The sequence below is a fragment of the Bacillus sp. cl95 genome (genome assembly GCF_900115925.1).
Lineage (GTDB): Bacteria > Bacillota > Bacilli > Bacillales > Cytobacillaceae > Neobacillus_A.
In genome coordinates this window covers 87,166-112,215 of sequence record NZ_FOYF01000001.1, presented here as the reverse complement: position 1 = coordinate 112,215, position 25,050 = coordinate 87,166, and the positions used below count along the sequence as shown (strand labels likewise).

Below are 25,050 nucleotides of genomic sequence, written 5' to 3'. Positions count from 1 at the left end.
AGGTTATTCCATGAAGTTATATAAATTGAAAACGCGATTTAGTGGATTTAGAAAAGGAACTCAGTTTTACCTGATTGCGGAATCAGAATTTATTGGGGTTAAAGAGTTTGTATTGAGAACGAAAGACTTATCGAATACTTTATCGATTAATGAAAGTGAACTTCTTAAAAATTTTACTTTTATAAAAAAAATCATGTAACGATTAACTTAACTTGGGTGCCAGATTGGCATCATTTTACTATGATATCGTGGTAGATTAATAGGATAGGCTGTAAATTGAATAGTTTATAGTTATGAAGCATTTCGTTGTAATGAGGAATGCTTTTTGTTTTGATCATACTTTCTGATAACTACATTTGGTATTATTGGTGTGAAGATGAAAATCAAAAGAAAAATTTATTAGGTAAAACAGTACAATTGTATGGAACTAATGAATTTGATAAGAATGAAATATTGCTATCAACAACGAAAATTGAAGAATTAACTAAAGATGATATTCAATTTCCTAATCATGAAAATATTGTGAAATTTCAAGCAGATATAAAGCCCACTAAAAAGGGTAGATGGGCAATTCAATCTTTCATTGAAAACCAATTAATCGGTACTACTAATGTATTTGATATGAAGAGAGAAGAGTGAGCAACAAAAAGGTAGATAGCGGTATCATCTTTTCAAGGATGAATTCACATCAAAGAATGCCATCAAGCCGCCTAGTTCTTTTGTGCAAGTATCGTCGTTAAGTGACTAAAAAGAGCATCGTCGGTACAAGTGATCTTGTTCCAACGATGCTCTTTCCTATACTTCCACCAGCATAAACTCATCAGCAAAGTTTTGAATATCAAGGCTGTTCGGTTTTTTCTTTTTATATTGAAATTCGGCCATGGCGATGAGGGACGAGAGTCTATTATCAGTTGCTTCTCTAAGTGAGACATCGCCATTTAGTAGCTTGATGGCAAAATCCCGAATCGTGTTGTCATCTGAAGAATGGTACAAGATAAAGGCGATGCAAGTCACTTTGTCCATATTGTTCCTCCTCATTATGAAACATACGTTCTTTTACTAGATTCGGCAGCCTTCCTGATAATCCTGCTAATTTTTTGAATTAATTGTTATTTTTTGACTAAGAATTCTAAAATCAGAAGAATAAAAGTGTAGCATTCTATTTTTTATCTGCTATAATGAACCTGTAATTAACTACATATCAAGTAAATGTGGGGGGACCGGTCTTGCCGGTTGAGATTTCATCCTTTAGATGATGACCCTTAGAACCTGATCTGGTTGACACCAGCGGAGGGAACATTCTAAACATCACTATTGTTTGCAATGTGCGCCTGGGTTCTAAGCCCGGGCGCATTTTATTTGTGTAAAGGGGATTTAGAAAATGAAAAAATGGTTGGCAGTTTTATTATCGTTAGGGTTAATGGCAGGCTGTAGTAAGGAAGAGCCTGTAGTTGAAAAGAAGGCGGAGAAAAATGATACGTTGAAGGATGTTTCTATTGTCCTTGATTGGACTCCGAATACAAATCATACAGGAATTTATGTGGCAAAAGAAAAAGGCTATTTTGAAGACGCTGGTCTTGATGTTGAAATCATCATGCCAGGAGAAGCGGGTGCGGATCAACTTGTTGCTTCAGGGAAATCGGAATTTGGGGTAGGTTATCAGGAGGCAATCACTCAAGCAAGAATTCAGGATGTACCGATTGTATCTATCGCAGCCATCATTCAACACAACACATCTGGCTTTGCATCACCAGAATCGAAAGGAATAAAGACTCCAAAAGATTTTGAGGGAAAGACATATGGAGGTTGGGGTTCGCCAGTTGAAAAGCAAGTCATCACTTCTCTTATGAATGAAGAAAAAGGGGATGCGAAAAAGGTTGATATCGTCAGCATGGGCGATACGGATTTTTTCACGGCAGTAAAAAGAGATATTGATTTTGCATGGATTTACTATGGTTGGACAGGAGTAGAAGCGGAACTTCGTGGTGAAAAACTAAACATGGTTTATTTAACGGATTACTCTGATAAGCTTGATTACTACACTCCAGTCTTAACGACCAGTGAAAAAATGATTGAGGAAGATCCAGAAACCGTCCGTGCATTTGTGAACGCTGTTTCCAAAGGTTACGACTTTGCGATTGAAAATCCAAGTGAAGCAGCTGACGTTCTCATTAAAGCTGTACCAGATTTAGATCCAAAGCTCGTGAAAAAAAGCCAAGAGTGGCTATCGCCTAAGTACAAGGATGATGCACCAAGATGGGGCGAACAAACACTGTACATTTGGGAAAATTATGCGAACTGGATGTATGAAAACGGCTTGCTTGAAAAACCACTTGATGCGAAAAAAGCATTTAACAATCAATTCTTACCGAAATAAGGGAGAGATAAATAATGCCTAATACTTTAATCAGCATACAAATCATTCCAAAAACGCCACAAGGTGAAAATGTGATTCCATTTGTGGATGAAGCCATCCGCATCATAGCGGAATCTGGTGTGAAATATGAAGTTCATCCTCTCGAAACGACGATGGAAGGTGAATTGCAGGAACTATTCTCAGTGATCGCTACCATGAATGAACGAATGGTGGAGATGGGATGCCATAATGTCATATCCCAAGTGAAAGTCCTCTATCAACCTGATGGAATCACGATGGATACACTGACGGCGAAATACCGATGATTTTGAAAAAATTATTTCTTGAAGGATGGAGGCCCATGTTGGCCCTCCTTCTTTTATTTATCATTTGGGAATTGGCCGTGAAAATAGCAGATGTACCACAATGGTTACTTCCATCACCAACTACCATCTTTTTAGAAGCAGGTCGTGGCTGGGCTGAATTCTATCCTGATGTGTTATCAACGATAAAGATTGCATTACTGGGTTTTGGGGTCGGTTCCTTAATTGGGTTGATTGTGGCAATCCTGCTGCATAATTTACGAGGGATGCAGAAAACCGTATATCCCCTCATCATTTTGTCTCAAAATGTACCGATCATCGTACTTGCACCATTGTTAGTGATTTGGTTCGGTTTTGGATTACTGCCAAAAATGATTGTTATTTCATTAGTCTGCTTTTTCCCCGTCACAGTAGCAGCCTTGGACGGATTTAGGCAGGCTCCGAAAGAGTTGCGTGATTATCTGCAGATGGCGGGTGCTTCTAACTGGCAGTTATTTAAGAAGCTAGAGTATCCCTATGCCATTCCTTCTTTATTTTCTGGGTTGAAGATTTCGGCTACCTATAGCGTAATGGGAGCAGTGATTTCGGAATGGCTCGGTTCAAAACAAGGAATCGGTGTTTACATGACATTTGCGTCATCCTCTTTTCGTACAGATCGCGTCTTCGTCGCTATCTTCGCCATTATGGTGATTAGTTTGGTTTTCTTCTATTTAATTGTTCAAGCGGAACGGTTGGTCGTTCGATGGAAGCCAAAAGGAGATCGAATAGAATGAGTTTTTTAGAATTGAAGAATATCTCTATGTCATACGGCGAGAAGGAAATCCTCCAAGATTTATCCTTTTCTCTTAAGAAAAATGAGTTCGTTTCTATCGTCGGTCCGTCAGGGAGTGGAAAAAGTACCATTTTTAGCTTGATAGGCGGAAGCACTGTTCCAGTGCGAGGTAAAATCTTGCTAGAAGAGGAAGAAGTAACGGGGAAACGAGGAAGGATCAGCTATATGCCTCAGTCAGCTTCACTTCTTCCTTGGCGTAATCTTTTAGACAATGTAACACTTGGTCAGGAATTATCAGGAACGGTGGATAAAGGAAGGGCTCTTGAAATGCTCGAACAAGCTGGATTAGGTGAGTACCAAAAGGCTTTTCCGCATGAGTTATCAGGAGGGATGAAGCAAAGAGCAGCATTTGTCCGTGCCTTGCTCAGCCCACAATCATTACTTTGTTTAGATGAACCGTTCTCTGCACTGGACGAACTAAGAAGAACAGAAATGCACGAATGGCTTCTTGGCCTTTTGGAAAGTCATCCCCGTACAGTGTTGTTTGTGACCCATAATATTGACGAGGCATTATTTCTTTCTGACAGAATTCTCGTGTTAAAAGAAAAGCCAGCAACCATTGTCGCAGATTACAAAGTGCCTTTTCAAAAGCCTAGATCAGAAAGTTTGATTCTCTCAGATCAATTCTTACAATCAAAACGGGAAATTTTTGATTTTTTAAAGGGAAAGAGGGAATAACCATGACTTTCTCAATAATTGATGCCCATATTCACTTGGATCATTATGAGGAAAAGCAGTTAACTGAACTTATGCGTAATGTAACTTCAGTTGAAGCACTCATATCTGTTTCATTCAATCTCGTTTCTTCTCAAAAAAATAAAACCATGGCACAACGATTTCAAAAAGTGAAACCAGCTTATGGTTTTCACCCTGAGCAAGATTTGCCTTCAGAATCAGAGCTTTCAGAATTGCTTTCATGGATGGAACTAGAAAAGGTGAATATGGTAGCGATTGGCGAAGTTGGATTGCCTTATTATCGTCGTTTAGAGGGAAATGTAACGGCTTCTGAATACGGACAATACATAGAGTTGTTAGAGGAATTCATCAAACGGGCAAGTCAGTGGTCAAAGCCAATTGCCTTGCATGCTGTTTACGATGATGCGCCGATTGTGTGCGATTTGTTGGAAAAACATTCTGTGAAAAATGCTCACTTTCATTGGTTTAAAGGTGACGATGCTACACTAGGACGCATGGCTGAAAACGGATATCATATTTCGATTACACCAGATGTTTTATATGAAGAAGAAATTCAAAAAATCGTCAGCATGTTTCCATTATCCCAAACTATGGTCGAAACAGATGGTCCATGGCCATTCGAAGGACCTTTCGAAGGGAAAATGACCAATCCGCTGATGATGAAAGAGTCGTTATATGAAATTTCCCGTATACACCGTATTCCCTTAGAGGAAGTGGCTTTGACGGTTTTGGAAACTACGAAAAGATTTTATCGGTTATGATTCTGTAATGGTTACCAAAGATTATAATCTAGTAAAACATCGAATTGGTTTTCCTTTACCGTCATAGAGCAAGAGACTTCTTTAACTCCAACGGAGGGAACAAATCCTTTTGAATTAGGGTTAGTTAATCCTCAAGAAAATCCGACACATTTACTTTTGGTGAATTATTTAACATCTATCGTAGCAGTTACATTCTTCATTTATCTTTTATGATTTTAAAACTCGTACTCTTAAGAAAGCATTCCTCAGTCTAACGAAGTAATATTTGAACAACAAATTCTTGGTTGAGTATTCACGCCATTTTTATAAGGGTAAGATTTTGAACAAATAGCCCATCTTACCATGACTTAATTTAAATCGAAGTACATTCTCTCCCCATAGGCATATGATGTCATAAAAACCTGTGAAGGGAATGACCAACATGTATTATGTTCCCAAAACGTATTCCTATCCTTATTACGCTAATGTTAATTCATCAATGTATTACTCAAACAATATGGTAAGAAATCATCAAGAAAATTATCATACTGTATTTGAAGCTATACTCCGTGGGATAAAAAGAGAGGCTTCAGCCATCGAGCTTTATAGACAATTGGCAGAAGTAGCGCCAAATCAAAAGCATAAAAGTGACATTCTTCAAGCATTAGAAGGAAAGAAGACTCATTTGACTCAATTTACAAATCTTTATGTAAACTTAACTGGAACTCAGCCAGTTTATCAGAATGATCAAATTTCTTTTCGAAATTATAGAGATGGTTTACAAAAGGCTTATAGAGCTGAAGTGGAGGGTTATGAAGAATATCAAAAGAGTTGCTTACTTACTCAACATCCACTAGTACAAAATGTTTTTTTGTGGGCAATAAGTGATGAGCAAGAAAATGCTGCACGATTTAGTTTCTTAAATGAGGAATTATCTATTAGAGTAACAGATTATGGTCCTAAACCATTTGTTGTTGATATAGAGGAGGTTACGAAACAAAATAATACTTTTCGTACCGCTATATGGACAGGAAGTCATTTGCAAGTGACCTTGATGAGTATCAATGTTGGAGAAGACATTGGTTTAGAAATTCATCCGACACTTGATCAATTCTTACGTATCGAAGAAGGTCAAGGGATTGTTCAAATGGGCGATAGCAAAGACAAATTGGACTTTAATGAAAAAGTATTTGATGATTATGCGATAGTGATTCCAGCTGGCAAATGGCATAACTTGATTAATACTGGTAATAAACCAATCAAACTTTACTCGATCTATGCGCCTCCTCAGCATCCATATGGAACTGTTCATGAAACGAAAGCAATTGCAATGGCTGCTGAAAAAGACTAAGATTTTTCACTAAACTTATTGGGAAATGAATGCGGTTATTCTTTAAGGGTAACCGTTTTTTATACAGTCAATAATTTATTCCGTTCACATAGTGATGACAACTTTTCCTTGGGAATGTCCTTCTTCGAAATATTTAAATGCAGCAGGGACTTCATTTAAGTCATAACTTCTTTCGATTACAGGTTTTATTATCCCAGCTTCAAGAAGATTTTTTACAAAAATAAGGTCTTCTTGATTGGCTCTTTGTAAAAAACTAACCATTTTTTTATTCCCTGTCATTGAAATCAAGGGCCCCATTACCATGGCTTGAAACATTTGACTACCAGAACCACCTACTTGAACAAAAGTTCCATTCGGATTTAATGAGTCTTTATACACTGAAATAGGCTGATAGCCATTTGCAGCCAGAATAAGGTCGTAAAGTTTAGTCTGTTTCGCAAAATCTTCTTTCTTATAATCAATCACGTGATCTGCGCCAATCGATTGTGCAATTTCTACGTTCCTCGTACTGCACACCGCTGTTACTGTCGTCCCAAAAGATTTGGCAATCTGGACGGCAAAAGTTCCAACACCACCGGATGCGCCATAAATCAATACGTTTTGACCGGGTTGAATCTTACCCTTATTACGTAAACTCTGTAACGCGGTTACAGCCGCCATCGGTGCTGCAGCAGCCTCCTCATAGGAAATATTGGCCGGTTTAATTGCCAAGGCATTTTCGGGAACAGAAACATATTCGGCAAACCCGCCCCAGCCACAACCAGATAGGTCTCCAAACACATCATCACCTGGCTGAAACTCCTTTACATCTTTACCCACTGCTTCAACCTTACCTGAAATATCTCCGCCCGGTATAGGGAATTTTGGTTTTAGAAGTCCGAAAGCAAATCGCGCCAAAAAAGGTTCGCCTTTCAAAAGTACCAAATTTCCGTAATTGACGGATGATGCATGAACTCTTACCAGTACCTCATTATCCTTAGGAATAGGTTTTTCGATTTCTCTTAACTCAAGAACATCAGGTGTACCATATTTGTTAGAAACGATCGCTTTTATAAAAAATCCCTCCTAATTACCTACGAGTTTTTCGAATTCACTCAGAATAAAGATATTCAAGGTAATGAAGTTCAAGACTAGTATACTCTCATACGGAAATAAAAAAATCCCATCAGAAAAGTCTGAGGGATGAAATGCTCTTATAGACAAACAAGGGTGGTATTTAAGGCGAGCACAATTATTTTTTGCTATCGGCATAGACAGCCATTGCATCGCGCATAAATTCCGCCAAACCCTCACCGAATTTATCGATATTTTTTGTGAATCGAACATCATCAACGTACATTTGACCCAGTCCTTTAAAGACATCCAATGAGTAGTGGCCAATTTGATTCAAGTACACATACCATTCCTCTATTCCTTCTTGAGCCTCTTTTGACTCAGGTGAGAGATGTCGTAGAGTAGCAAGATTTCTATAAATGTCATTGAATTTATTTGCTAATTCCTGTTGCTGAAACTTAGACATCTTTCCTATTTTTGCGTTCGACTCATCTACTGCTTTGTCACCCCATTTTGCTCTTGCTTCTTGTTCATAGGGGTTATTGCTAAAATCAAACCCTTCGAACTTTTCTTGATTAGACATTTGAATTTCTCCTTTCGAATGTTGAATGGTTTTCTCGATGGTCCCAATCATCTTATCGAGTCTGTTCCTTTTTTCAAGAAGAAATTTTCGATGCATCTGAAGTGCTTCTTCTCGATCGAATGAAGGACTATAGATGATTTCTTTAATCTTCTTTAAAGGGAAGCCTAATTCCTTGAAAAATAAGATTTGTTGGAGAGTTTCGAGGTTTTTCTCAGAGTAAACTCGATACCCAGATTCAGTGGTATCTTCAGGGATTAATAATCCGATTTCATCATAATGATGTAGTGTGCGCACACTAATTCCAACCAAATCTGCAACTTCTTTTACTTTCATCGTCATTCGCTCCCTTCAACAATTACTATAGTGTATCACGTAACGTTAGAGTCAATTGGAAATGTAAAAAATAATGATAATAATTTGAGAAAATTGTTTTTTGTAAAAAACATAAAAAGGAAGAAAATGAGATTCTATCTGCAAAGGGGGAATCGAATTATAGACTTGGGTTTGTTCCGATGTCTATATAGACCTTGAATGCTGCGTTAAAGGGGGAAAAGGCTTTACATTAAACAAAATGCACAATAAAAAAAGGTGCATAAGCACCAATGAAGTTGGAAATTATTTTGCTGCCCAAGCTTCAACTTCCACCTTGATTTCTGGTCGGGCTAACGCTGAGACATATGCCATAGTTGTAGCAGGAGGGGACTGATGATGAAATTCGCTCCATTTTTCATTGAATAATTCTCTACTAATATCTTCCGTTAACCAAATATTTACTTTGAAAACATTACTAGAATCTATACCCTCATTCATAAGAATGGATTTGATATTTGTAAGAGCGTTGGCAAACTGAGTTTCCACATCTTGTGGTAGAAACCCTTCCGTATCATTTCCTATCTGCCCAGATAAAACAACTAGCTCGGCATCTTTTGGTATTACAGCAACATGATGATATTGTCCTATGGGAGGTGCAACATTTTCTGGATTTGATTTTATGATCTTCATATCTAATTCTCCTTTTATTGAACTAAGATAATCATAAACTAGTTGCTGGATAATTTCAAAAATTAACCAATTTGCGAATAGGCTATATAAAATCTAAAAAAGAAGCTGTAACCGCAAATGGCTACAACTTCTGTCTTTTATTACTTATTTTAATATTTCTTGTACGCGACCAACTTGACCATCTTGAAGGCGAACTTTAATGCCGTGCGGATGAGAACTTGAATTCGTAAGAATGTCTTTTACAATTCCTTTTGTCAGTTTACCCGTACGCTGATCTTGTTTTAGAACAATATTGACTGTGATGCCAGGTGAGATGTTACTTCGATTCTTGCCGTCCAAATCTTAAACACCCATACGCTTACGTTGGTTATTTGGCTTTTTTGTCACTTGGCTTTGCATCGCCTGCAAGTTCTTTACAGGACCAGCGGAAGCTTTACCTGCAGCAGTCTGAGTTTGATTTTTGCTAGCAAGCTTTTGTTTAATCGCCTCTTGCAGGCTCATTTTCTTTGGGTTATCTTGATTCGTCATTTATAGTGTCTCCTTTTCGATTACGTGTTTGTTTCTTCTATTTTAATCGGTAGAGAGTGTTAATACAAATTAAATTGAGGGTAATTGGTATAAGGATTTAGATTTTTTTCCGTTACAGAAAACCATTTGACGTTGGTCACGCTTTCACAAAATGCTTTCTTGCTTGTAGGAATTCTTTACATTAAACTATTGAAAAGGTTCAACATCAGAGATAGAGATCTGCGAGGTAGATATGGATAAAAACGTTAAATATACGTATGAAATTATGGAAGTTTGTTTAATGGCAGGAAAAATCATGCTTCAAAGCGGGGCCGAAACGTATCGTGTTGAAGATACAATGATGAGGATGGCTGCTGCATTTGGAATTGGTGAGTCACATAGCTATGTCACTCCTACTGGCATTATCTTTTCAACAGAAGGTTCAGAACCGACTAAAACAAAGCTGATACGAATTTCTGAACGGACGACGGATTTGAAAAAAGTCGCACTTGTAAATAGTATCTCAAGGAAGATTACGGCAGGTGAGGTTACCCTTAAAGAAGCAGCCGAACTACTAAAAGAATTAGAATCTCAAAACGTGAGTTTTCCTCTTTATTTGCAGGTGCTTGCTGCGGCGATTTCAAGTGGATGCTTTTTAATTATGTTTAAGGGTGGATGGTACGATTTTCTTCCCGCGATCATATCAGGGGGCGTGGGGTACATTTGCTTTGTCTATTTCCATCGGCTTGTTCCCATAAAGTTCTTCGCTGAATTTTTAGCGAGCTTTACGATTGGTGCGTTATCATTTTTATTTATTAAAACTGGCATCGGAAACGAACTTGATAAGATTATCATTGGTTCTGTCATGCCACTTGTTCCGGGATTATTGATTACAAATGCGGTACGGGATTTAATGGCGGGCCATTTGGTTTCGGGACTATCAAAAGGCGCTGAGGCATTCTTAACTGCTTTTGCCATCGGCTCAGGAATCGCAGTCATCCTGTCATTTATCTAAAAAGGGGCTAACTACATGTATTTTATCGAACAATTGATCACTAGTTTTATTGCCACTGCGGCATTTGGTATTATATTCAATGCCCCAAAGCAATCACTGGTAAAGTGTGGGCTTGTTGGGGCTATTGGATGGATGATTTACGTGATAATGGAGTATCATCAATTTGACACCACTTTAGCAACGTTGGCTGCATCTTTTTTTATTGCCGTTATGAGTCAAACATTATCTCGAATATATAAAACACCCATCATTATCTTTAGCGTTGCAGGGGTCATTCCCCTTGTACCGGGAGGGCTTGCCTACGATGCAATGAAGAATTTTGTCCTTAATGACTACACTTTAGCAGTTGCTTTAGCAGCAAAAGCGTTTATGTTATCAGGCGCTATTGCAATCGGTCTTATTTTTTCAGAAGTTATCAACCAAATTATCCGACAATCTAAGCTCCGTGTATAATGAAAAGTCGAACAGTGGAAGGATCCGCTGTTTTTTTGTTTGACTAAAATTTTGAATTTTGTGATAAAATTAATTTGGAATATTTAGGAGGTTGTTGGATGGAAATACAAAAGACAAAGCCTACGAAAAAGAGGGTGTATGTATTAATTCTCTTAACATTTGCAATAATCTTTTTCCTTAATTGGAGGGAAGTGTCTGCCCCTCCACCGCTAATTGTCGGTGATGATTTCCATCCAGTTACTGCATCTGTACGAGAGTTTGAATGGCCTAAAGTGGCGGGAATTGCATTAAAAAGCTACGATAGCAAATCATCAGGACTATTCATGGACCTAGTTCCAGTTCGCTCCCAAGAAACCTTGCCTTTGTATTTCGAAGTTCCTCCGAAGTCAATATCAGTCCATTTGGAAGATTCTAAAGAAAAGTTGCCATTCGAGAAAAATACTTTTGATGTCAAACTTCCAGAATTGTTACCAGGTACATATAAATTAGTCATAAACGCTGAATGGGCGAGGGGTGAAGTAAAATATTGGGTGAAAGTGAAAGTTGAGGAATGACACTGGTATACCATTTCGAGTCTAAAAAAAAGAACATCAAGACCGAGAGTGAGTTAAGAATACAATAAGAAATGCGGAGTAGTCCGTATGAATCGGGGGTAATCAGATGGGCGCAAAGAGCGTTTTAAATGAGCAAATGAATGCATTGCATAAAAACCATTGGTTTGTTTCTTTGACGAATGCGATTGAAGGGTTGACGCCAGAACAGGCGTCGTGGAAACAAGGAGATTTCAACTCCATCCTTGAAATTGTGAATCACTTGATTTTTTATAACGAGAGATATTTGAACCGTTTTAAAAAAATACCTGTTTCTCCCAAAAATATCTCTAGCATCAAAGAAACTTTTACAGACCATCAAAACTGGAATGAGGCTGCTGAACATATTCAGGAGATTATGGCTGAATGGAGGGACCTCATTAAAGGTTCCGAAGAATCTTGTTTAAATAATGAAGAAAATTGGAACATAATCTTAGCCAATTTCACCGTGCATGTTGCCTATCATGTTGGCCAAATTGTTTTGTTGCGTAAACTTCAAGGTTCATGGAATGAGGCTTACGGTGTAAGTAAATAGAGGATGAAATGGGGGAGATATAGTTTTGAAATTAGATAATAAAGTTACATCAGAAGAATTAACAGAAATAGTCGGAGAACCGAGTGATGTTGCACGTAAAAAAGTCATTTCATTTTTGGATGAACACTGTCGTCATTTCATCGAGCGTTCGCCGTTTATTGTATTATCTACTTCCGATGCAGATGGAAAATGTGACGCATCACCTCGAGGGGATGCACCAGGTTTTGTTTCAGTTCTAAATGAAAAACAATTGTTGATACCTGATCGGAAGGGAAATAATCGGGTGGATTCTTTGAAGAATATCATAGCCAATCCTCATGTCGGGTTACTTTTTCTCATTCCGGGACTTCGAGAAACATTAAGAATAAACGGGAAGGCATTTGTCACGAAGGATTCAGAATTGCTTGAGCCACTCGTCGCTCAAGGGATCGTACCAAAGCTTGGAATTGTAGTCGAGGTAGAGGAATGCTACTTGCAGTGTGGGAAAGCAGTACACAGGTCAGGATTATGGAATTCCTTAACTTGGGCAAGCAAAGAGGAATTGCCTTCTCCTGCAAAGATCTATGCAGACCATGTCAAAATCGATGGAATGGATGAAGAGGCAATGGAAAAAAGGCTTGAGGAAGGGTATTTAAAGAGATTATATTGACACAATAAAACCTCCGCCAAATGACGGAGGTTTTCGTTTATTTATTCTTCATCGCCATCATCTGAAGCGTCTAGCTCGTCTTTTTTCTGACCATCACTGATTCCGTTGTCCTGATCTTTACCATCGCCACAAGCTGTTAATCCGCCTAATGTTAATGTTGCGACGATACCCATTGCTGCTAATTTCTTTGTTAAAGTGTTTTCCATCATATTCATCTCCCTAATTTTGTAGAATTTTGTAGTAATTGTTGCTTGTACAATGAAAGTACCCCGCATTTTCAAAACGTAAACAATTATTTTTAGAAAAATATTTTTCTTGGACAAACGCTGACAACCCTTCTTCCTATGAGCATATATTGGTAAAAAGCATTCACTTCATAGATGTTAGGGGAAATAATAATGATAAATTGGAAAGTGCGCTTCAAGAATGGCAGTTGGGTTATTGCATTTATTTCGCAATTGATGATTGTTCTACAGATGGTTCTAAGCGGATTAAATATGCTTGATATTACGGATTATCAGCTGACTAATCACGTGAAAGATACGGTATTGACATTTGCAAATGCAGTGTTTGTTCTGCTGTCAATGCTCGGTATCGTTCAAGACCCAACTACCAAAGGTTTGAGTGACAGTAAAAGAGCATTGGACTATCACGATCCTCAGTAATAGTTTCTTATATTAAAAACGTTTAAGTTTTACATTTTGTGGTAAAGATTGGAATATACTAATCTATCCAAGATAAAAGGGGACCTCAAAATGGAAGTGTGGATGATTTGGTGCATCGCTGCTTTTGTTAGTTTTATATTGGTGGAGGAAGGGATTTATTATTTCTGGAATCGCTATGTATTTGCTGATGAAGGAAGTCGTAATCGTTTTAGAGAATTAAAAGAGTTATTTACTCAAGTTATCGATAAGCATAAAAATAAGAAAAGCCATTCACTATAGCGGATGATTTTTATTAGGACGGAGTATTCATTGAAATTTACTTAGGGATAGAAGTTTTCATACTCATATTGTGTTTCATTTTCATCATAATATTTATTGAACTCAAACTTAAGATTTGATTTCGAACAATGAATGATTGCTAAAACAGCCAAATTAAAAGGGCTGTTTTTTTATTGAAAAGTTTGGGTACTATAAAAAAAACTATTAAAGACCATGTGAATAAAACAGATAAGGGGAAATGGCATATGAAATTAACACCAGAGCAACGGATTGAACTGCACGGATTTAATAATTTGACCAAATCATTAAGTTTCAATATGTATGATATATGTTATACAAGAACTAAGGAAGAGCGAGAGGCATACCTCGAATATATTGATGAGCAATATAATGCCGACCGGCTGACTAAAATATTGAAACAAGTGACTGAAATTATTGGTGCACACGTTCTTAATGTAGCAAAGCAGGATTATGTTCCTCAAGGTGCAAGTGTAACCATTTTGGTTTCGGAAGGACCAGTTGTGGAAGTACCAAACGGAGTATATGATGAATCTCCAGGTCCACTAAAAGATAATGTGGTCATGCAGCTTGATAAAAGTCATATTACAGTTCATACGTATCCCGAATTTCACCCAGATGAAGGAATCAGTACTTTCCGAGCTGATATCGATGTATCCACTTGTGGTGAGATCTCACCACTCAAGGCGCTCAATTATTTAATCCGATCATTTGACACTGACATTATGGCGATCGATTATCGCGTTCGTGGCTTCACAAGGGATAAACATGGTCACAAACTCTTTATTGATCATGATATCAGCTCGATTCAAAATTATATTCCTGAAGATGTGACCGATATGTTTGATATGATTGACGTCAATGTATATCAAGAAAATATTTTTCATACAAAGTGTAAATTGAAAGAATTCGACATTAATAATTACCTATTTGGTTATACAAAAGATGAATTAAGTCCAGAAGAGCTTGAGGAAATCACAGAGAGACTCCTAACAGAGATGGACGAAATATTTTATGGTAAGAATATTAACAAAGGGAAAATAGGTTAAGGACGAATAAATACACTCTGGTGATATTGCCTGAGTGTATTTATTTTTGTTGGATACATTTTTTCAATATCTTTTCCTTATGTTACAATAGGAAAAATAGGATTATTATTATCAACAAGTGAGGTAGGACTTTCTCAATGAGGATTAATAAGTATATTAGTGAAACAGGGTTTTGTTCACGACGTGAAGCGGATAAGTTAGTCGAAGCAAAAAGGGTAAAGATAAATGGGAAGTTAGCTGAACTTGGTAGCGCTGTTGAAGCTGGAGATTTGGTCGAAGTTGATGGCCAACAAGTAGGCGAGAAAAAGACCCCGATTTACATAGCATTAAATAAGCCGGTTGGCATCACGTCAACAACTGAAAGACATATTAAAGGAAATATCGTTGATTTTGTAAACCATCATGAACGAATTTTTCCAATAGGGCGACTTGATAAGGATTCAGATGGTCTAATTCTAATGACAAATGACGGTGATATCGTAAATAAGATTCTCCGTGCCGAAAATAATCATGAAAAAGAATATATTGTTACCGTAAGTAAGCCTGTCACTCCGCAATTTATTGAAGGAATGGCCAGTGGCGTGAAAATCCTCGGTCAGACGACGAAACGCTGCAAAGTGACAAAGGTTAGCGATCGCGTATTCAATATCGTCTTAACACAAGGGTTGAACCGACAAATCCGCCGCATGTGTGCAGTATTTGGTTATGAAGTTGTAAAACTTCAGCGTGTAAGAATTATGAACATTACATTAGACGGCTTGAAAATCGGTGAATGGCGTGATCTAAGTAAGAAAGAACTTTCTGTCCTCATGGATTTAATAAAATAAAGTAATGTTTAAGCACACTATTTATGGTGTGCTTTTTTGCAGTTTATAGTATTTGGGGGAGTCATCGGTTTGAACGTCGGAAAAAGAGTCCGGAACGTCGGATTATCCTTCAGCAACGAAGAAAAAATCAAATCAACGTCGGAAAATCCAAAAATAAACCATTTTCGTCGTGTTGGATGTGCCAAGTGATAGCTTGACTAGAGTCGCGGTCGGAATAATGAGTTTGAACGTCAGAAAAAGTACAACGAACGTCGGATTATCCCTCATCAACTTCGGAAAATTCCATTCTAAGTCGGATTTCCAGTAAAGTCTTCCATAACTCACGTATATGATGTAATATTTAGATTATCGAAAATTCAGTCTATACCATGGGAAGTGATGCTGTTTTGATGGTTTTATCGCTCATTAGTTCTTTTTTCAATGCCGTCAATTCTTTATATGCTAAGAAGATTGTGGGGGAGATGAAGGACAATAATAGTTTTATCGTTACCTCCTTTGCATACATAGGCATCCTACTCAGTTTCTCTTTGCCATGGATGTATTCTTTCGAAGTCAATGCGACTTCTATCTCCATACTTTTGTTGGTCATTGTGTTAGATACGTTGGCAAACGTATTATTCTTTTTATCCATGGAGCGGATAGAAGTTTCAGTATTGGCTGTATATTTAGCACTGACCCCATTATTCACTTTTATTCCAAATGCGTTCATCAATGGCTTTAATCCTGTCGTGTTGATTTCCGTATTGTTCATCATTACTGGAGTTTACTTTCTGAATTTGTCTGGAAAGAATCCTTTAACTCCTTTCATAGAGTTAAAAAAACCCGGAAATTTGTTGGGAATTGCGACAGCAGTCGTTTACGGTGTTAGCATGGTGCCAACACAGCAGCTTCTCATTCATGAATGGATCAATCCAGTCACTCTATATTTTTATCGTGCAATCGGGATTGCAGTATTAATCTATCTGATTTATCGGCCTAAGGTTTGGTTTCCAAGTCTTCATGGTCATATCACCTTAAGAGGAATTTCGGTCATCATTCAATGGCTATGTCTCTTTACGGCGTTAAAATTTGCTGATGGCACATTAGTTGTGGCGCTTGCCTATACGTCACCACTTTTTGCGGTATTCTTAGCTTGGATTTATTTTAAAGAAAAAATAACAGCAGCTAAATTGGCCGCTTGCATTATTACGGTAATGGGAATTGTTTTTACAATCAGTTAAAACTAAGGGAGGACTTTCAATGGGAGAGAGGAACGCAATGTTAGACCTGAATCAATTAGCTAGTGAAATCAACGAGCAAGTGGTTACGTGGAGAAGATATTTACACGAAAATCCAGAATTAAGTTTTCAAGAGGAAAAAACATCACAATTTATTTATGATACGCTGCTTTCATTCGGGAACTTGGATGTAACAAGGCCGACGAAGACAAGCGTAATGGCTCGGTTGATTGGCTCAAAGCCAGGTAAAACAATAGCCGTACGTGCTGATATGGATGCTCTCGCTATTACAGAAGAAAATGTTTCCCCGTTCGCTTCAAAAAATCCTGGTGTCATGCACGCGTGTGGTCATGATGGACATACAGCAATGTTACTTGGGACAGCAAAGATTCTTTCAGGTTTGCATGATCAAATAAATGGAGAAGTCCGCTTTCTCTTCCAACACGCCGAAGAAATTTATCCAGGTGGTGCTGAAGAAATGGTCAGTGCCGGCGTGATGGATGGTGTGGATCTTGTGATTGGGACTCATTTATGGGCATCACTTGAAGTCGGAAAAGTGGGTGTAGTATATGGGCCGATGATGGCTGCACCAGATACTTTTAAAATTACTGTTAAAGGTAGAGGAGGACATGCGGCATTGCCTCATCAAACGGTAGACTCCATCGCTATCGGTGCACAAATCGTAACCAACTTGCAACATATTGTCTCTCGTACAACTGACCCGCTAGATAATCTTGTTGTGTCGGTCACTCAATTTGTTGCAGGAACTGCAGATAATGTCATTCCGGGATCGATATGGCTTGGTGGTACCGTGAGGAGTTTTGACCAGACCCTTCGAGAATCCATTCCAGTAAAAATGGAGCGAATGGTAAAAGGTATTACAGAAGCACACGAAGCGGAGTACGAGTTTGAATATCAATATGGATATCGTCCAGTTATTAATGACCATGAAGTGACAAGAGTGATAGAAGAGACCGTTCTTGAAGTATTTGGAGAGGAAGCTCTTGATTTAATGAAACCAAATATGGGTGGGGAAGATTTTTCAGCCTACCAGCAAAAAGCTCCAGGGGCTTTCTTTTATGTAGGAGCAGGGAATGTAGATAAAGGAATCATTTATCCGCACCACCATGCACGTTTTGACATTGATGAAACAGCCTTAGAAAATGGTGTTAAGACATTTCTACATTCGATCTTCAAATTTTTTGGATAATAAACTAATTTTGAAAAGAATCTTGCCATGCAAGGTTCTTTTTTTGACTTTAATTCTAGCCCAGCTCTATAAGTTACTGTGGGTTGGTGTTTGTAAGAAAAAAAGGGGGTTTTTCTTTCGCGCAGTGGGGAACTTATACATGAAGAGACGGTTAAGTTTGTGTAAATGGATGTTATTTTTGGCCATATTGAGTTGTCTAAATACTTCTGCTATTTCAAAATTAGTATGAAGCGAATATATAAAAGACAATAACTTTATTATGTAAACAGGGACAAAAACCTCATGAGGAGCGTGACTGTTATGGACATAAAATTAATTGCATTAGACATGGACGGGACATTGCTCAATGACAACGAACAAATTTCTGAAGAAAATCGTGAAGCTATCAAAAGGGCAGAGGAAATGGGTGTGAAAGTCGTGTTAAGTACAGGGCGTGACTTATTGACTTGCCGTGATTACGCCGCATCACTTGAACTGTCCTCGTATTTGGTGACTGTGAACGGCAGCGAAATTTATGGTCCCACAGGAGAATTGATAGAAAGGAATCCTGTCAGTCATGACCAAATGAAGTGGATGTGGGATCTTTCCAAAGAACATGGTGCAGATTTCTGGGCATTAAGTTGTGAAAATCTGTGGCGGAGTAAGATGCCAGAAGATTTGACTGCTCATCAATGGCTTAAGTTTGGCTATATCATAAGAGACAATGAATTGAGGAAGAAGATCATGAAAATTCTTCAGGAAAAAGGAGAATTTGAAGTCACAAATTCCAGTGCCATCAATATTGAGGTGAATGCACTTGGAATTAACAAAGCACGAGGCTTGAAGAAAGTTTGCAAGTTGCTTGGAATTACAATGGATAACGTGATGGCGATGGGAGATTCTCTTAACGACATGGCGATGATAAAGGAAGCAGGTTTAGGAATTGCGATGGGGAACGCTCAATCTATCGTAAAAGAAGCGGCAAAAGATATCACAGCAAAAAATACTGAGCATGGAGTAGCCCATAGCATTTACAAGTGGGTGCTGGATCATTCCGGATTCGAAAGAGGCATGACACATGCCTAAATTTATTTGCATAAATGATTCTAAAGTAATTAGTTTCAGATTCAACGGAGAAAAAAGAAAAAATTTGATAAATCTAGCTAAATAACAAGAAAAGGCACAGAAAAACGCATGGACTAGATGAAACCATGCGTTTTCAATTTGCTTGTTTTTTTCACTTAAAGTGCTTTTTACTTAATGAGCTAATCAATCCTTATTTTTTATCTCACCAAGGTTAAAGTCAGTAAGGATATAATACTTTTCAGTAACGATGTTGCCTCCGTCACTAAAAACTTTAACCTCATAATCTGTATTCTTTCCTTCAAAAATAATTCTTCCGTCTGGACCTTTTTCAAAAATAATTTTTGAAATATCTCTTTTTGGACTCGAATTGATTGTTTTGATAACGTTTTTAATAACTTTCTTATCAGTAATTATATAGGGTCCTTCTTTATCCCCATTCAAGTAAATCGTCATCTTCGTAAAGCCTTTTTCTTTGATAGGATAGTTTAAAAGGTTGTAGCCAAATACCGTTGAGATGAGCAATATTGTTGTCGTTATTAGCAATAAGATAAATCGACGTTTCATATCATTACACCTCTTTATGCTATAAGACGCATATTTTAAAGAAAAGTTACTTATATACGAGTTATTGAGTAATCGGGTTGGATTGGTTAAAACAATTAAGATTAGAGAAGGTGTGTGGGGGGGTCATTCAAAGTGCACTGTCAAAATAAAAAACAGATTAAGGACCCTTAAAAATGAATATTGAAATTTATATTTTCAGAACATTCATATTTAATGTTATATTGTTAGATAAGGAGTGATTGCTTTGGAATTAAATGATGTAATATATGGACACAGATCCATACGAGAATATGCGGATAGGGAAGTAAGCCAAGAACTACTTGATCAAATATTAGAAGCTGGTATTCGTGCCTCTTCTAGTGGCAATATGCAATCGTATTCTATTGTTGTTACAAAAGACAAAGAACTTAAGAAAAAATTATACACCGCACACATGGAACAATCGATGGTGGTTGATTCACCTATTTTATTAACATTTTGTGCGGATTTTAATAGAATGAGAAAATGGCTTGCGCTCAATGATGCTCCTGTACATTTTGATAATTATATGAGCTTTATGATAGCTGCCATTGATGCGACTTTGGTGGCACAAAACTGTGCTTTAGCAGCTGAGAATGCAGGACTAGGTATTTGCTACATGGGATCAACACTAGCAAATTGCGATCAAATTGGTGAATTACTAAACTTGCCTCCAAATGTCGTCCCAGTCGTGGGGTATTCATTAGGATATCCAAACGAAAACCCTGCTCCTCGAGATCGATTGCCTAAACATGGACTTGTTCACTACGATCAATATCGTGATTATACAGAAGAAGAAATTCAAGACATCTATAAAGATAGAAATGAAAAGGGATGGAAACGCTACATGGAGATCCCTAGGCTTAAGGAAATGACAGAAGAATTAGGATTAAAAAATCTTGCTCAAGTCTATACGAAAGCCAAGTATACGAAGGAATCTCACCTCGAGTTTTCACAAACAGTGTTAAATTACTTGGAGAGGCAGAATTTTATGAATAATGATTGACATTTCTTGATTCTAGAAAAACGTCTAACATGGTGAAAATAAAAGAGGGCGTCCCAAAAAGTTTACACCTTTGGGGACGCCCTCTTTTATTTGTTTCTATTTAGATTTGATATGGATTAATATAATAATCCAACCATGTTTTCTCCAAGAAAACAGGACTACTTAGAATGTCTCCAAACACCCTAATTATTTCCTTGAACAGCTTCAGCCTTCCAATACAAGTTACTGATGGCTTCCGCGAGGGCCTCGACTGAATTTTTTAGTTCTTTCATGTCATTGTCAACGCCGCCAACTTCCACAACCACTGAATTTGGAGAGAGGTCTTGATTGTAAACACCGTCGACGTGAGCCCCTGATTTCCCTAGCACGCCTTTACTGAGTCCGGGGTAATGTGTCTGCAAATACTCATGAATGCCATTTGCGAACGCAATATTCTTATTATAGTTCTTATTGTCTTTTCCAATAACGAAGACGAGTTTGGCATAAGGTTTCTGGTTAATTTCAATACTAGTCGAATCTTTCCTTAATGAATCTCTATGCAAATCGATGAAATAATTAAGCTTTCCATTGCTAGCCATTGCCTGCTGAACGAGCGTTCGTGAAAATTCGTATGACTTTGCCGTTTTCCAATTCCTTTTTTTCAGTTCTTGACCAACATTTGTTTTATCAACCGTGACACCAATGCCTTTGGACTCAAGCTCTTTCCCAAGCAAATCACCGACAATCGTGATATTTGTTTTACCATCGACAGATTGGTCTTCGTCCTTCGCACCCTCAATGCCAAGCAAAGGGAGATACGATTCCCAACTATGCGTGTGATAGATATATATATTTTTCTCAGTTGGAACTTTTCCAGATGGTACATTGCCATCCTGCAATTCAGCTAATTCTTTTGAGGCCATTTCACGTTCCTTTAATAGTTCTTCCACTGGTGGTGCAGATTCCATTGGAATATCCGTATAATCTGTGCCTTCTCCGGCTATCAATATATCCAAATCGAAATGCACGAAACCAGGGAGTTCATAACGTACGAGGGAACGTATATCATCTATTTGGACATTTGTAAAAAGTTCGAATCCCATCTTTGAAAAAGAAAATTCCTCATTCAATCCGTGCCCCAGCATAGCATTTTCCGAGCCTACTAACCTTAATAAAATAGCAGAAGCATCTACTTTATCGTCGATTTTTATCTTTCCTAACTCTAGTTTTGAAAGTGAAATGGTAGCAGCAATCACAAAAAACGCTATTGTGGAAAGGATAAGTATTAGAAGTGAACCAAAAATTGATTTAACGATATTCATATTCATATTCATATCACCGCAATCCTTCAATCTTTTTACATATATATTTGGCCAAGCAGGATTTAAGAAGCTTTTGTCAACTGGAAAGTTTAAATTATCCTGGTCAGTAGCGCTAAATGTAAACTTTTTATAACAATTGGATTGATTTTAATACATTTGAAAGATTTTTTTATAAACTGAGCGTAAGAAAAGAAATTAGGTGAGGACATGTTGGAAAAGAGGAAAGTAGTCATCATCGGCGGAGGAATTACAGGTTTAACAACGGCGTATTATCTGCAAAAAGAAGCCCGTGTGAACGGCTTGCCTATCGATGTGAAGCTTATCGAAGGAAGTGACCGTCTTGGTGGGGTCATTCAAACAATCCGAAAAGACGGCTTTCTTATAGAAAAAGGACCTGACTCCATCATTGCTCGTAAACCAAGTGCAATGAGATTGATTGATGAGGTAGGCTTGAGAGATAAAGTAGTGAGCAATACAGCAGGGAAGTCCTATATCCTTGTGAAAGGTAAACTTCATACGATGCCTGAAGGCTCTTTCATGGGAATACCAACGAGAGTCATGCCGTTTGCATTTTCTGGTTTATTTTCACCGTTAGGGAAAGTAAGGGCAGCAGGGGATTTTATTTTACCTAAAGGTAAGAAACAGCAAGATCAATCTCTGGGAGGTTTCTTCAGACGACGTCTTGGGAATGAAGTAGTCGAAAATCTCATCGCACCGCTTTTGTCAGGAATCTATGCAGGTGATATAGATCAACTCAGTTTGATGGCGTTGTTCCCAAATTTTTATGAGATGGAACAGAAACATCACAGCCTTGTTTTGGGGTTGAAGAAGAGTATACCCACTCCAGCGAAAAGTGTGAAGAAAGTACCTAGCAAAAAAGGAATGTTCTATTCTTTAACAACTGGGTTGGAATCCCTTATTGAAGAAGTTGAAAAACGTTTAGACAAAAATAGTGTGAGGAAGGGAATCGCTGTAGACAAAATCGAAAAGATAGGTGAAGGCTATAAGTTAATGCTGGCTGATGGTTCAGTAGAAAATGCTGACAGCGTAGTTGTGGCTACCGAACATCATTTCGCTCGTAGAATGCTATCTGACTATCCTTTCATGGATGTCTTTAATGAAATGCCTTCCACATCTGTTGCGAATGTCGCAATGGCCTTCCCAAAATCATCAATCAAACAGGATATAGATGGGACAGGTTTTATCGTCTCTCGTAATAATGATTTTAGAATTACGGCCTGCACCTGGACTCACAAAAAATGGCCGTCATCGGCTCCTGAAGACTATGCCTTGCTTCGCTGCTATGTTGGCAAACCGGATGATCAGGAAATAGTAAACATGACGGACGAAGAAATCATTGAAATTGTGTTAAATGACCTTAACAAAACAATGGATATTAAGTCTAAACCATTGTTCCAGGTCATTTCACGGTGGAAAAAGGCGATGCCACAATATACGGTGGGGCATTTGGAAAGAATCGAGAAGGTGAAGGAATCTCTTGCCGAACACTTGCCAGGGGTGTTCTTAGCTGGCAGCTCGTTTGAAGGAGTAGGAATTCCAGGTTGTATTGACCAAGGAGAAGCAGCTGTCCAGAAAGTATTGAACTATTTAACTTAATGGGAAACCGGCCATTGCGCCGGTTCTTTTTTGTAGTAGAATAAGAAAGTGCGATTTAGAAGTCGTGTCATACGGTATGTAGTATCAGAGGTGTCGAAATGTGTCGCCATATCGATATCTATCGTTTACGTGTTGATATATGAAGAATTCATATGGATAAATAACGAAATCGTATTGATAAATGAAGGTTCCGCATCGATATCACATTCGTTTTGAAAAATAACAACAAAAATACCCCTTTCAAAAAGGCTGAAGATTTATGGACATAGTAGAACTTGGACCCTGGATTATCCAAATAGAATCAAACCAAGAAGAAATTGCCACAAATAGCTCATGTCCCTGTCTGTATTGCTTGAATTTTTATTATACAGTCGATCAAATGGACGCTAAGGAAACTAAGGTACTAAAGAAATTAGGGATACACCCCTTAAACCCGATTCAGTTATCTTACTTTGGAGAAACAGAAAGCCAAGAACATTTATATAGTGGTAGTTTCCACGTGAAAGGTACTCTTCTGGTCGGAAAACCTGTGAGAATTTCAGAATGGACACCCTTAAACATCTTTTCCATTGGGAAAATAAAATTTGTCATTTCTGATGAAGTGAATCTCGTGCCAGATGATTGTGCTTTTCCCTTATTACAACTTGATTTTGAATGGGAATTGCCTTGGAGTTTTGAGGGAAAACCTGAATAGATTTATACAATGGAGGACTTTATCATGTATTTGACGATAAAAGAAACGGCTGAGTACTTATCAATGCCAGAAGCATATGTGGAAAACCTTGTTCAACAGAAGAAAATCCGCGCTTTATTTGACGGGGAGAAGTATATGATTTACAAAGAGCAGTTTAATAAGCATTTTGAACAAGTTGAAAAATACAAAATTTTGCTTGATGAATGGAAAAGTGAACCCCTTAAAGAAGATATCGATGTAAAAGACGAAGATTAAGTCATAAAATTCCGGTTATTAAATCTACCCCAATAAACCAAGACTTCATTTCGTATTTGTATTATGGAGGTGTGCATCAAGATGATTATAGATAAAATACAAGATTTGAAGGTCGTAAAGAAGCTAGGAGAACGACTTCAAGATGTTGATGTTAAAGAGTTCTGGCTGGAATATAAAAATGAAAAACAAGATAGTTTAAAAGAAACCTTACACACATACCAAACGGTAGGTGGTGTCCCGCTTTGGAAAATCAACCGTGTCTTGAACAGATTGGCGAGAAAAGGTCTTTCTAAGGAAATGCTTGAAAAGGGCATGATCACGATAAAATTGCCATCTATAAACACTGGTGAATTGATGTCTGACGATGATAAAAGCGAATTGGTAAAGAAGATAAACCAGCTCGAAGGCTTTGAACTGCTTAGACTATGTGAATTCTATCAATATAAGACAACCTACATGGAAAGAAAGATTATTAATCATGTAACAAGATGGATAGAAATTGAGATCAAGAACTAAAAATAATGCGGCTCGGTAAATACAAAAAGGCTTCGGTGAAAAATCACCGAAGCCTTTTATATTA

The 25,050-nt window shown here is 37.8% G+C and carries 34 protein-coding genes, 1 pseudogene and 1 riboswitch; of the genes and pseudogenes, 26 read left to right on the top strand and 9 right to left on the bottom strand.

What is annotated here, in order from left to right; all coding sequences use genetic code 11:
* Positions 1-10: 10 nt before the first annotated feature.
* Positions 11-199: a hypothetical protein gene (locus BMZ31_RS00600; protein WP_090829788.1), complete on the top strand. Its 189-nt coding sequence runs from the start codon at positions 11-13 to the stop codon at positions 197-199.
* A 119-nt stretch (positions 200-318) separates the two neighbouring features.
* Positions 319-639, top strand: a complete 321-nt coding sequence (locus tag BMZ31_RS00595; RefSeq protein ID WP_090829787.1) for a hypothetical protein — start codon at positions 319-321, stop codon at positions 637-639.
* Between the two features lie 156 nt (positions 640-795).
* Here the strand turns inward: BMZ31_RS00595 and BMZ31_RS00590 are convergent, their stop codons facing one another.
* Positions 796-1,023 carry a hypothetical protein gene (locus tag BMZ31_RS00590; protein WP_090829786.1) on the bottom strand — a complete coding sequence of 76 codons (228 nt, stop codon included), beginning with the start codon at positions 1,021-1,023 and terminating at the stop codon, positions 796-798.
* Positions 1,024-1,203: 180 nt separating this feature from the next.
* Positions 1,204-1,313, top strand: a riboswitch (TPP riboswitch).
* Positions 1,314-1,381: 68 nt separating this feature from the next.
* On the opposite strand from BMZ31_RS00590, the gene BMZ31_RS00585 reads away from it, so the two are divergent.
* From BMZ31_RS00585 to BMZ31_RS00560, 6 genes are all read left to right on the top strand, one after another.
* The gene (locus BMZ31_RS00585) at positions 1,382-2,377 is read left to right on the top strand and encodes an ABC transporter substrate-binding protein (protein ID WP_090829785.1); all 996 of its coding nucleotides are present in this window, start codon (positions 1,382-1,384) and stop codon (positions 2,375-2,377) included.
* Positions 2,378-2,391: 14 nt separating this feature from the next.
* A complete protein-coding gene (locus BMZ31_RS00580) occupies positions 2,392-2,682 on the top strand; it encodes a thiamine-binding protein (protein ID WP_090829784.1) in 291 nt (96 codons plus the stop codon).
* A gap of 2 nt (positions 2,683-2,684) precedes the next feature.
* Complete coding sequence (locus BMZ31_RS00575) at positions 2,685-3,452, top strand: ABC transporter permease (RefSeq protein ID WP_090830648.1); 768 nt, start codon at positions 2,685-2,687, stop codon at positions 3,450-3,452.
* Positions 3,449-4,189, top strand: coding sequence for an ABC transporter ATP-binding protein (locus BMZ31_RS00570; RefSeq protein WP_090829783.1), 741 nt, complete (start codon positions 3,449-3,451; stop codon positions 4,187-4,189). The genes BMZ31_RS00575 and BMZ31_RS00570 overlap by 4 nt, the downstream gene beginning before the upstream one ends.
* A 2-nt stretch (positions 4,190-4,191) precedes the next feature.
* On the top strand, positions 4,192-4,968 hold the full coding sequence (locus BMZ31_RS00565) for a TatD family hydrolase (protein ID WP_090829782.1): 777 nt from the start codon (positions 4,192-4,194) through the stop codon (positions 4,966-4,968).
* Positions 4,969-5,389: 421 nt separating this feature from the next.
* A complete protein-coding gene (locus tag BMZ31_RS00560; RefSeq protein WP_090829781.1) occupies positions 5,390-6,298 on the top strand; it encodes a cupin domain-containing protein in 909 nt (302 codons plus the stop codon).
* Positions 6,299-6,382: 84 nt separating this feature from the next.
* Here BMZ31_RS00560 and BMZ31_RS00555 read toward each other — a convergent pair whose 3' ends face one another.
* From BMZ31_RS00555 to BMZ31_RS00535, 5 genes are all read right to left on the bottom strand, one after another.
* Positions 6,383-7,351 (bottom strand): NAD(P)-dependent alcohol dehydrogenase, encoded by a 969-nt coding sequence (locus BMZ31_RS00555; RefSeq protein WP_090829780.1) that lies wholly within the window; start codon positions 7,349-7,351, stop codon positions 6,383-6,385.
* A gap of 178 nt (positions 7,352-7,529) precedes the next feature.
* The gene (locus BMZ31_RS00550; protein ID WP_090829779.1) at positions 7,530-8,273 is read right to left on the bottom strand and encodes a MerR family transcriptional regulator; all 744 of its coding nucleotides are present in this window, start codon (positions 8,271-8,273) and stop codon (positions 7,530-7,532) included.
* A 276-nt stretch (positions 8,274-8,549) separates the two neighbouring features.
* On the bottom strand, positions 8,550-8,936 hold the full coding sequence (locus BMZ31_RS00545) for a RidA family protein (protein ID WP_090829778.1): 387 nt from the start codon (positions 8,934-8,936) through the stop codon (positions 8,550-8,552).
* A 144-nt stretch (positions 8,937-9,080) separates the two neighbouring features.
* On the bottom strand, positions 9,081-9,275 hold the full coding sequence (locus BMZ31_RS00540) for a YwbE family protein (protein ID WP_090829777.1): 195 nt from the start codon (positions 9,273-9,275) through the stop codon (positions 9,081-9,083).
* A 3-nt stretch (positions 9,276-9,278) separates the two neighbouring features.
* Positions 9,279-9,464, bottom strand: coding sequence for a hypothetical protein (locus BMZ31_RS00535; protein ID WP_090829776.1), 186 nt, complete (start codon positions 9,462-9,464; stop codon positions 9,279-9,281).
* A gap of 232 nt (positions 9,465-9,696) precedes the next feature.
* On the opposite strand from BMZ31_RS00535, the gene BMZ31_RS00530 reads away from it, so the two are divergent.
* The 5 genes from BMZ31_RS00530 (at position 9,697) to BMZ31_RS00510 (ending at position 12,685) form a co-directional block, all read left to right on the top strand.
* Positions 9,697-10,458: a threonine/serine exporter family protein gene (locus tag BMZ31_RS00530; RefSeq protein ID WP_090829775.1), complete on the top strand. Its 762-nt coding sequence runs from the start codon at positions 9,697-9,699 to the stop codon at positions 10,456-10,458.
* Between the two features lie 15 nt (positions 10,459-10,473).
* Positions 10,474-10,911 carry a threonine/serine exporter family protein gene (locus tag BMZ31_RS00525; RefSeq protein ID WP_090829774.1) on the top strand — a complete coding sequence of 146 codons (438 nt, stop codon included), beginning with the start codon at positions 10,474-10,476 and terminating at the stop codon, positions 10,909-10,911.
* A gap of 98 nt (positions 10,912-11,009) precedes the next feature.
* Positions 11,010-11,465 carry a hypothetical protein gene (locus BMZ31_RS00520; protein WP_090829773.1) on the top strand — a complete coding sequence of 152 codons (456 nt, stop codon included), beginning with the start codon at positions 11,010-11,012 and terminating at the stop codon, positions 11,463-11,465.
* A gap of 106 nt (positions 11,466-11,571) precedes the next feature.
* A complete protein-coding gene (locus BMZ31_RS00515) occupies positions 11,572-12,036 on the top strand; it encodes a DinB family protein (protein WP_090829772.1) in 465 nt (154 codons plus the stop codon).
* Between the two features lie 25 nt (positions 12,037-12,061).
* Positions 12,062-12,685: a pyridoxamine 5'-phosphate oxidase family protein gene (locus BMZ31_RS00510; RefSeq protein ID WP_254778535.1), complete on the top strand. Its 624-nt coding sequence runs from the start codon at positions 12,062-12,064 to the stop codon at positions 12,683-12,685.
* 41 nt (positions 12,686-12,726) lie between these two features.
* On the opposite strand, the gene BMZ31_RS20170 is transcribed toward BMZ31_RS00510, so the two are convergent.
* Entirely contained in the window at positions 12,727-12,894 is a 168-nt protein-coding gene (locus BMZ31_RS20170) for a hypothetical protein (protein WP_217644036.1), read from the bottom strand.
* 189 nt (positions 12,895-13,083) lie between these two features.
* Here BMZ31_RS20170 and BMZ31_RS00500 point away from each other — a divergent pair, with 189 nt between their 5' ends.
* The 8 genes and pseudogenes from BMZ31_RS00500 to BMZ31_RS00470 all read left to right on the top strand — a co-directional run bounded on the left by BMZ31_RS00500 (position 13,084) and on the right by BMZ31_RS00470 (position 19,015).
* The gene (locus tag BMZ31_RS00500; RefSeq protein ID WP_090829769.1) at positions 13,084-13,350 is read left to right on the top strand and encodes a phage holin; all 267 of its coding nucleotides are present in this window, start codon (positions 13,084-13,086) and stop codon (positions 13,348-13,350) included.
* Between the two features lie 90 nt (positions 13,351-13,440).
* Positions 13,441-13,629, top strand: coding sequence for a hypothetical protein (locus BMZ31_RS00495; RefSeq protein ID WP_090829768.1), 189 nt, complete (start codon positions 13,441-13,443; stop codon positions 13,627-13,629).
* Positions 13,630-13,874: 245 nt separating this feature from the next.
* On the top strand, positions 13,875-14,696 hold the full coding sequence (speD, locus tag BMZ31_RS00490; RefSeq protein ID WP_090829767.1) for an adenosylmethionine decarboxylase: 822 nt from the start codon (positions 13,875-13,877) through the stop codon (positions 14,694-14,696).
* A gap of 137 nt (positions 14,697-14,833) precedes the next feature.
* A complete protein-coding gene (rluF, locus tag BMZ31_RS00485) occupies positions 14,834-15,523 on the top strand; it encodes a 23S rRNA pseudouridine(2604) synthase RluF (protein ID WP_090829766.1) in 690 nt (229 codons plus the stop codon).
* A gap of 368 nt (positions 15,524-15,891) precedes the next feature.
* A pseudogene (locus tag BMZ31_RS21005) lies at positions 15,892-16,239 on the top strand (EamA family transporter); the annotation flags it as partial.
* A gap of 117 nt (positions 16,240-16,356) precedes the next feature.
* Positions 16,357-16,743: an EamA family transporter gene (locus BMZ31_RS20600; protein WP_254778533.1), complete on the top strand. Its 387-nt coding sequence runs from the start codon at positions 16,357-16,359 to the stop codon at positions 16,741-16,743.
* 19 nt (positions 16,744-16,762) lie between these two features.
* Positions 16,763-17,950 (top strand): M20 family metallopeptidase, encoded by a 1,188-nt coding sequence (locus BMZ31_RS00475; RefSeq protein ID WP_090829764.1) that lies wholly within the window; start codon positions 16,763-16,765, stop codon positions 17,948-17,950.
* 300 nt (positions 17,951-18,250) lie between these two features.
* Positions 18,251-19,015 carry a Cof-type HAD-IIB family hydrolase gene (locus tag BMZ31_RS00470; RefSeq protein WP_302846820.1) on the top strand — a complete coding sequence of 255 codons (765 nt, stop codon included), beginning with the start codon at positions 18,251-18,253 and terminating at the stop codon, positions 19,013-19,015.
* A 183-nt stretch (positions 19,016-19,198) separates the two neighbouring features.
* Here BMZ31_RS00470 and BMZ31_RS00465 read toward each other — a convergent pair whose 3' ends face one another.
* Complete coding sequence (locus tag BMZ31_RS00465; RefSeq protein ID WP_090829762.1) at positions 19,199-19,579, bottom strand: hypothetical protein; 381 nt, start codon at positions 19,577-19,579, stop codon at positions 19,199-19,201.
* Between the two features lie 244 nt (positions 19,580-19,823).
* On the opposite strand from BMZ31_RS00465, the gene BMZ31_RS00460 reads away from it, so the two are divergent.
* Positions 19,824-20,603 carry a nitroreductase family protein gene (locus BMZ31_RS00460; protein ID WP_090829761.1) on the top strand — a complete coding sequence of 260 codons (780 nt, stop codon included), beginning with the start codon at positions 19,824-19,826 and terminating at the stop codon, positions 20,601-20,603.
* A gap of 182 nt (positions 20,604-20,785) precedes the next feature.
* Here BMZ31_RS00460 and spoIIP read toward each other — a convergent pair whose 3' ends face one another.
* The gene (spoIIP, locus tag BMZ31_RS00455) at positions 20,786-21,916 is read right to left on the bottom strand and encodes a stage II sporulation protein P (protein ID WP_090829760.1); all 1,131 of its coding nucleotides are present in this window, start codon (positions 21,914-21,916) and stop codon (positions 20,786-20,788) included.
* Between the two features lie 195 nt (positions 21,917-22,111).
* Here spoIIP and hemY point away from each other — a divergent pair, with 195 nt between their 5' ends.
* The 4 genes from hemY (at position 22,112) to BMZ31_RS00435 (ending at position 24,986) form a co-directional block, all read left to right on the top strand.
* Positions 22,112-23,521: a protoporphyrinogen oxidase gene (gene hemY, locus BMZ31_RS00450; protein WP_090829759.1), complete on the top strand. Its 1,410-nt coding sequence runs from the start codon at positions 22,112-22,114 to the stop codon at positions 23,519-23,521.
* Between the two features lie 352 nt (positions 23,522-23,873).
* Positions 23,874-24,215, top strand: coding sequence for a hypothetical protein (locus tag BMZ31_RS00445; RefSeq protein WP_139206591.1), 342 nt, complete (start codon positions 23,874-23,876; stop codon positions 24,213-24,215).
* A 24-nt stretch (positions 24,216-24,239) separates the two neighbouring features.
* Positions 24,240-24,470, top strand: a complete 231-nt coding sequence (locus BMZ31_RS00440) for an excisionase family DNA-binding protein (protein ID WP_090829757.1) — start codon at positions 24,240-24,242, stop codon at positions 24,468-24,470.
* 81 nt (positions 24,471-24,551) lie between these two features.
* The gene (locus BMZ31_RS00435) at positions 24,552-24,986 is read left to right on the top strand and encodes a hypothetical protein (protein WP_090829756.1); all 435 of its coding nucleotides are present in this window, start codon (positions 24,552-24,554) and stop codon (positions 24,984-24,986) included.
* Positions 24,987-25,050 lie beyond the last annotated feature (64 nt).

Bases quoted from the DNA above. Each gene is read 5' to 3' on its own strand.
- BMZ31_RS00465 (WP_090829762.1), bottom strand. From the start codon at position 19,579: ATGAAACGTCGATTTATCTTATTGCTAATAACGACAACAATATTGCTC.
- BMZ31_RS00570 (WP_090829783.1), top strand. From the start codon at position 3,449: ATGAGTTTTTTAGAATTGAAGAATATCTCTATGTCATACGGCGAGAAG.
- BMZ31_RS00475 (WP_090829764.1), top strand. From the start codon at position 16,763: ATGGGAGAGAGGAACGCAATGTTAGACCTGAATCAATTAGCTAGTGAA.
- BMZ31_RS00525 (WP_090829774.1), top strand. From the start codon at position 10,474: ATGTATTTTATCGAACAATTGATCACTAGTTTTATTGCCACTGCGGCA.
- BMZ31_RS00595 (WP_090829787.1), top strand. From the start codon at position 319: ATGCTTTTTGTTTTGATCATACTTTCTGATAACTACATTTGGTATTAT.
- BMZ31_RS00580 (WP_090829784.1), top strand. From the start codon at position 2,392: ATGCCTAATACTTTAATCAGCATACAAATCATTCCAAAAACGCCACAA.
- BMZ31_RS00440 (WP_090829757.1), top strand. From the start codon at position 24,240: ATGTATTTGACGATAAAAGAAACGGCTGAGTACTTATCAATGCCAGAA.
- BMZ31_RS00600 (WP_090829788.1), top strand. From the start codon at position 11: ATGAAGTTATATAAATTGAAAACGCGATTTAGTGGATTTAGAAAAGGA.
- BMZ31_RS00535 (WP_090829776.1), bottom strand. From the start codon at position 9,464: ATGACGAATCAAGATAACCCAAAGAAAATGAGCCTGCAAGAGGCGATT.
- BMZ31_RS20170 (WP_217644036.1), bottom strand. From the start codon at position 12,894: ATGATGGAAAACACTTTAACAAAGAAATTAGCAGCAATGGGTATCGTC.
- BMZ31_RS00530 (WP_090829775.1), top strand. From the start codon at position 9,697: ATGGATAAAAACGTTAAATATACGTATGAAATTATGGAAGTTTGTTTA.
- BMZ31_RS00550 (WP_090829779.1), bottom strand. From the start codon at position 8,273: ATGACGATGAAAGTAAAAGAAGTTGCAGATTTGGTTGGAATTAGTGTG.
- BMZ31_RS00470 (WP_302846820.1), top strand. From the start codon at position 18,251: ATGGACATAAAATTAATTGCATTAGACATGGACGGGACATTGCTCAAT.
- BMZ31_RS00545 (WP_090829778.1), bottom strand. From the start codon at position 8,936: ATGAAGATCATAAAATCAAATCCAGAAAATGTTGCACCTCCCATAGGA.
- spoIIP (WP_090829760.1), bottom strand. From the start codon at position 21,916: ATGAATATGAATATGAATATCGTTAAATCAATTTTTGGTTCACTTCTA.
- hemY (WP_090829759.1), top strand. From the start codon at position 22,112: ATGTTGGAAAAGAGGAAAGTAGTCATCATCGGCGGAGGAATTACAGGT.
- BMZ31_RS00560 (WP_090829781.1), top strand. From the start codon at position 5,390: ATGTATTATGTTCCCAAAACGTATTCCTATCCTTATTACGCTAATGTT.
- BMZ31_RS00515 (WP_090829772.1), top strand. From the start codon at position 11,572: ATGGGCGCAAAGAGCGTTTTAAATGAGCAAATGAATGCATTGCATAAA.
- rluF (WP_090829766.1), top strand. From the start codon at position 14,834: ATGAGGATTAATAAGTATATTAGTGAAACAGGGTTTTGTTCACGACGT.
- BMZ31_RS00585 (WP_090829785.1), top strand. From the start codon at position 1,382: ATGAAAAAATGGTTGGCAGTTTTATTATCGTTAGGGTTAATGGCAGGC.
- BMZ31_RS00590 (WP_090829786.1), bottom strand. From the start codon at position 1,023: ATGGACAAAGTGACTTGCATCGCCTTTATCTTGTACCATTCTTCAGAT.
- BMZ31_RS00435 (WP_090829756.1), top strand. From the start codon at position 24,552: ATGATTATAGATAAAATACAAGATTTGAAGGTCGTAAAGAAGCTAGGA.
- speD (WP_090829767.1), top strand. From the start codon at position 13,875: ATGAAATTAACACCAGAGCAACGGATTGAACTGCACGGATTTAATAAT.
- BMZ31_RS00500 (WP_090829769.1), top strand. From the start codon at position 13,084: ATGATAAATTGGAAAGTGCGCTTCAAGAATGGCAGTTGGGTTATTGCA.
- BMZ31_RS00520 (WP_090829773.1), top strand. From the start codon at position 11,010: ATGGAAATACAAAAGACAAAGCCTACGAAAAAGAGGGTGTATGTATTA.
- BMZ31_RS00495 (WP_090829768.1), top strand. From the start codon at position 13,441: ATGGAAGTGTGGATGATTTGGTGCATCGCTGCTTTTGTTAGTTTTATA.
- BMZ31_RS00565 (WP_090829782.1), top strand. From the start codon at position 4,192: ATGACTTTCTCAATAATTGATGCCCATATTCACTTGGATCATTATGAG.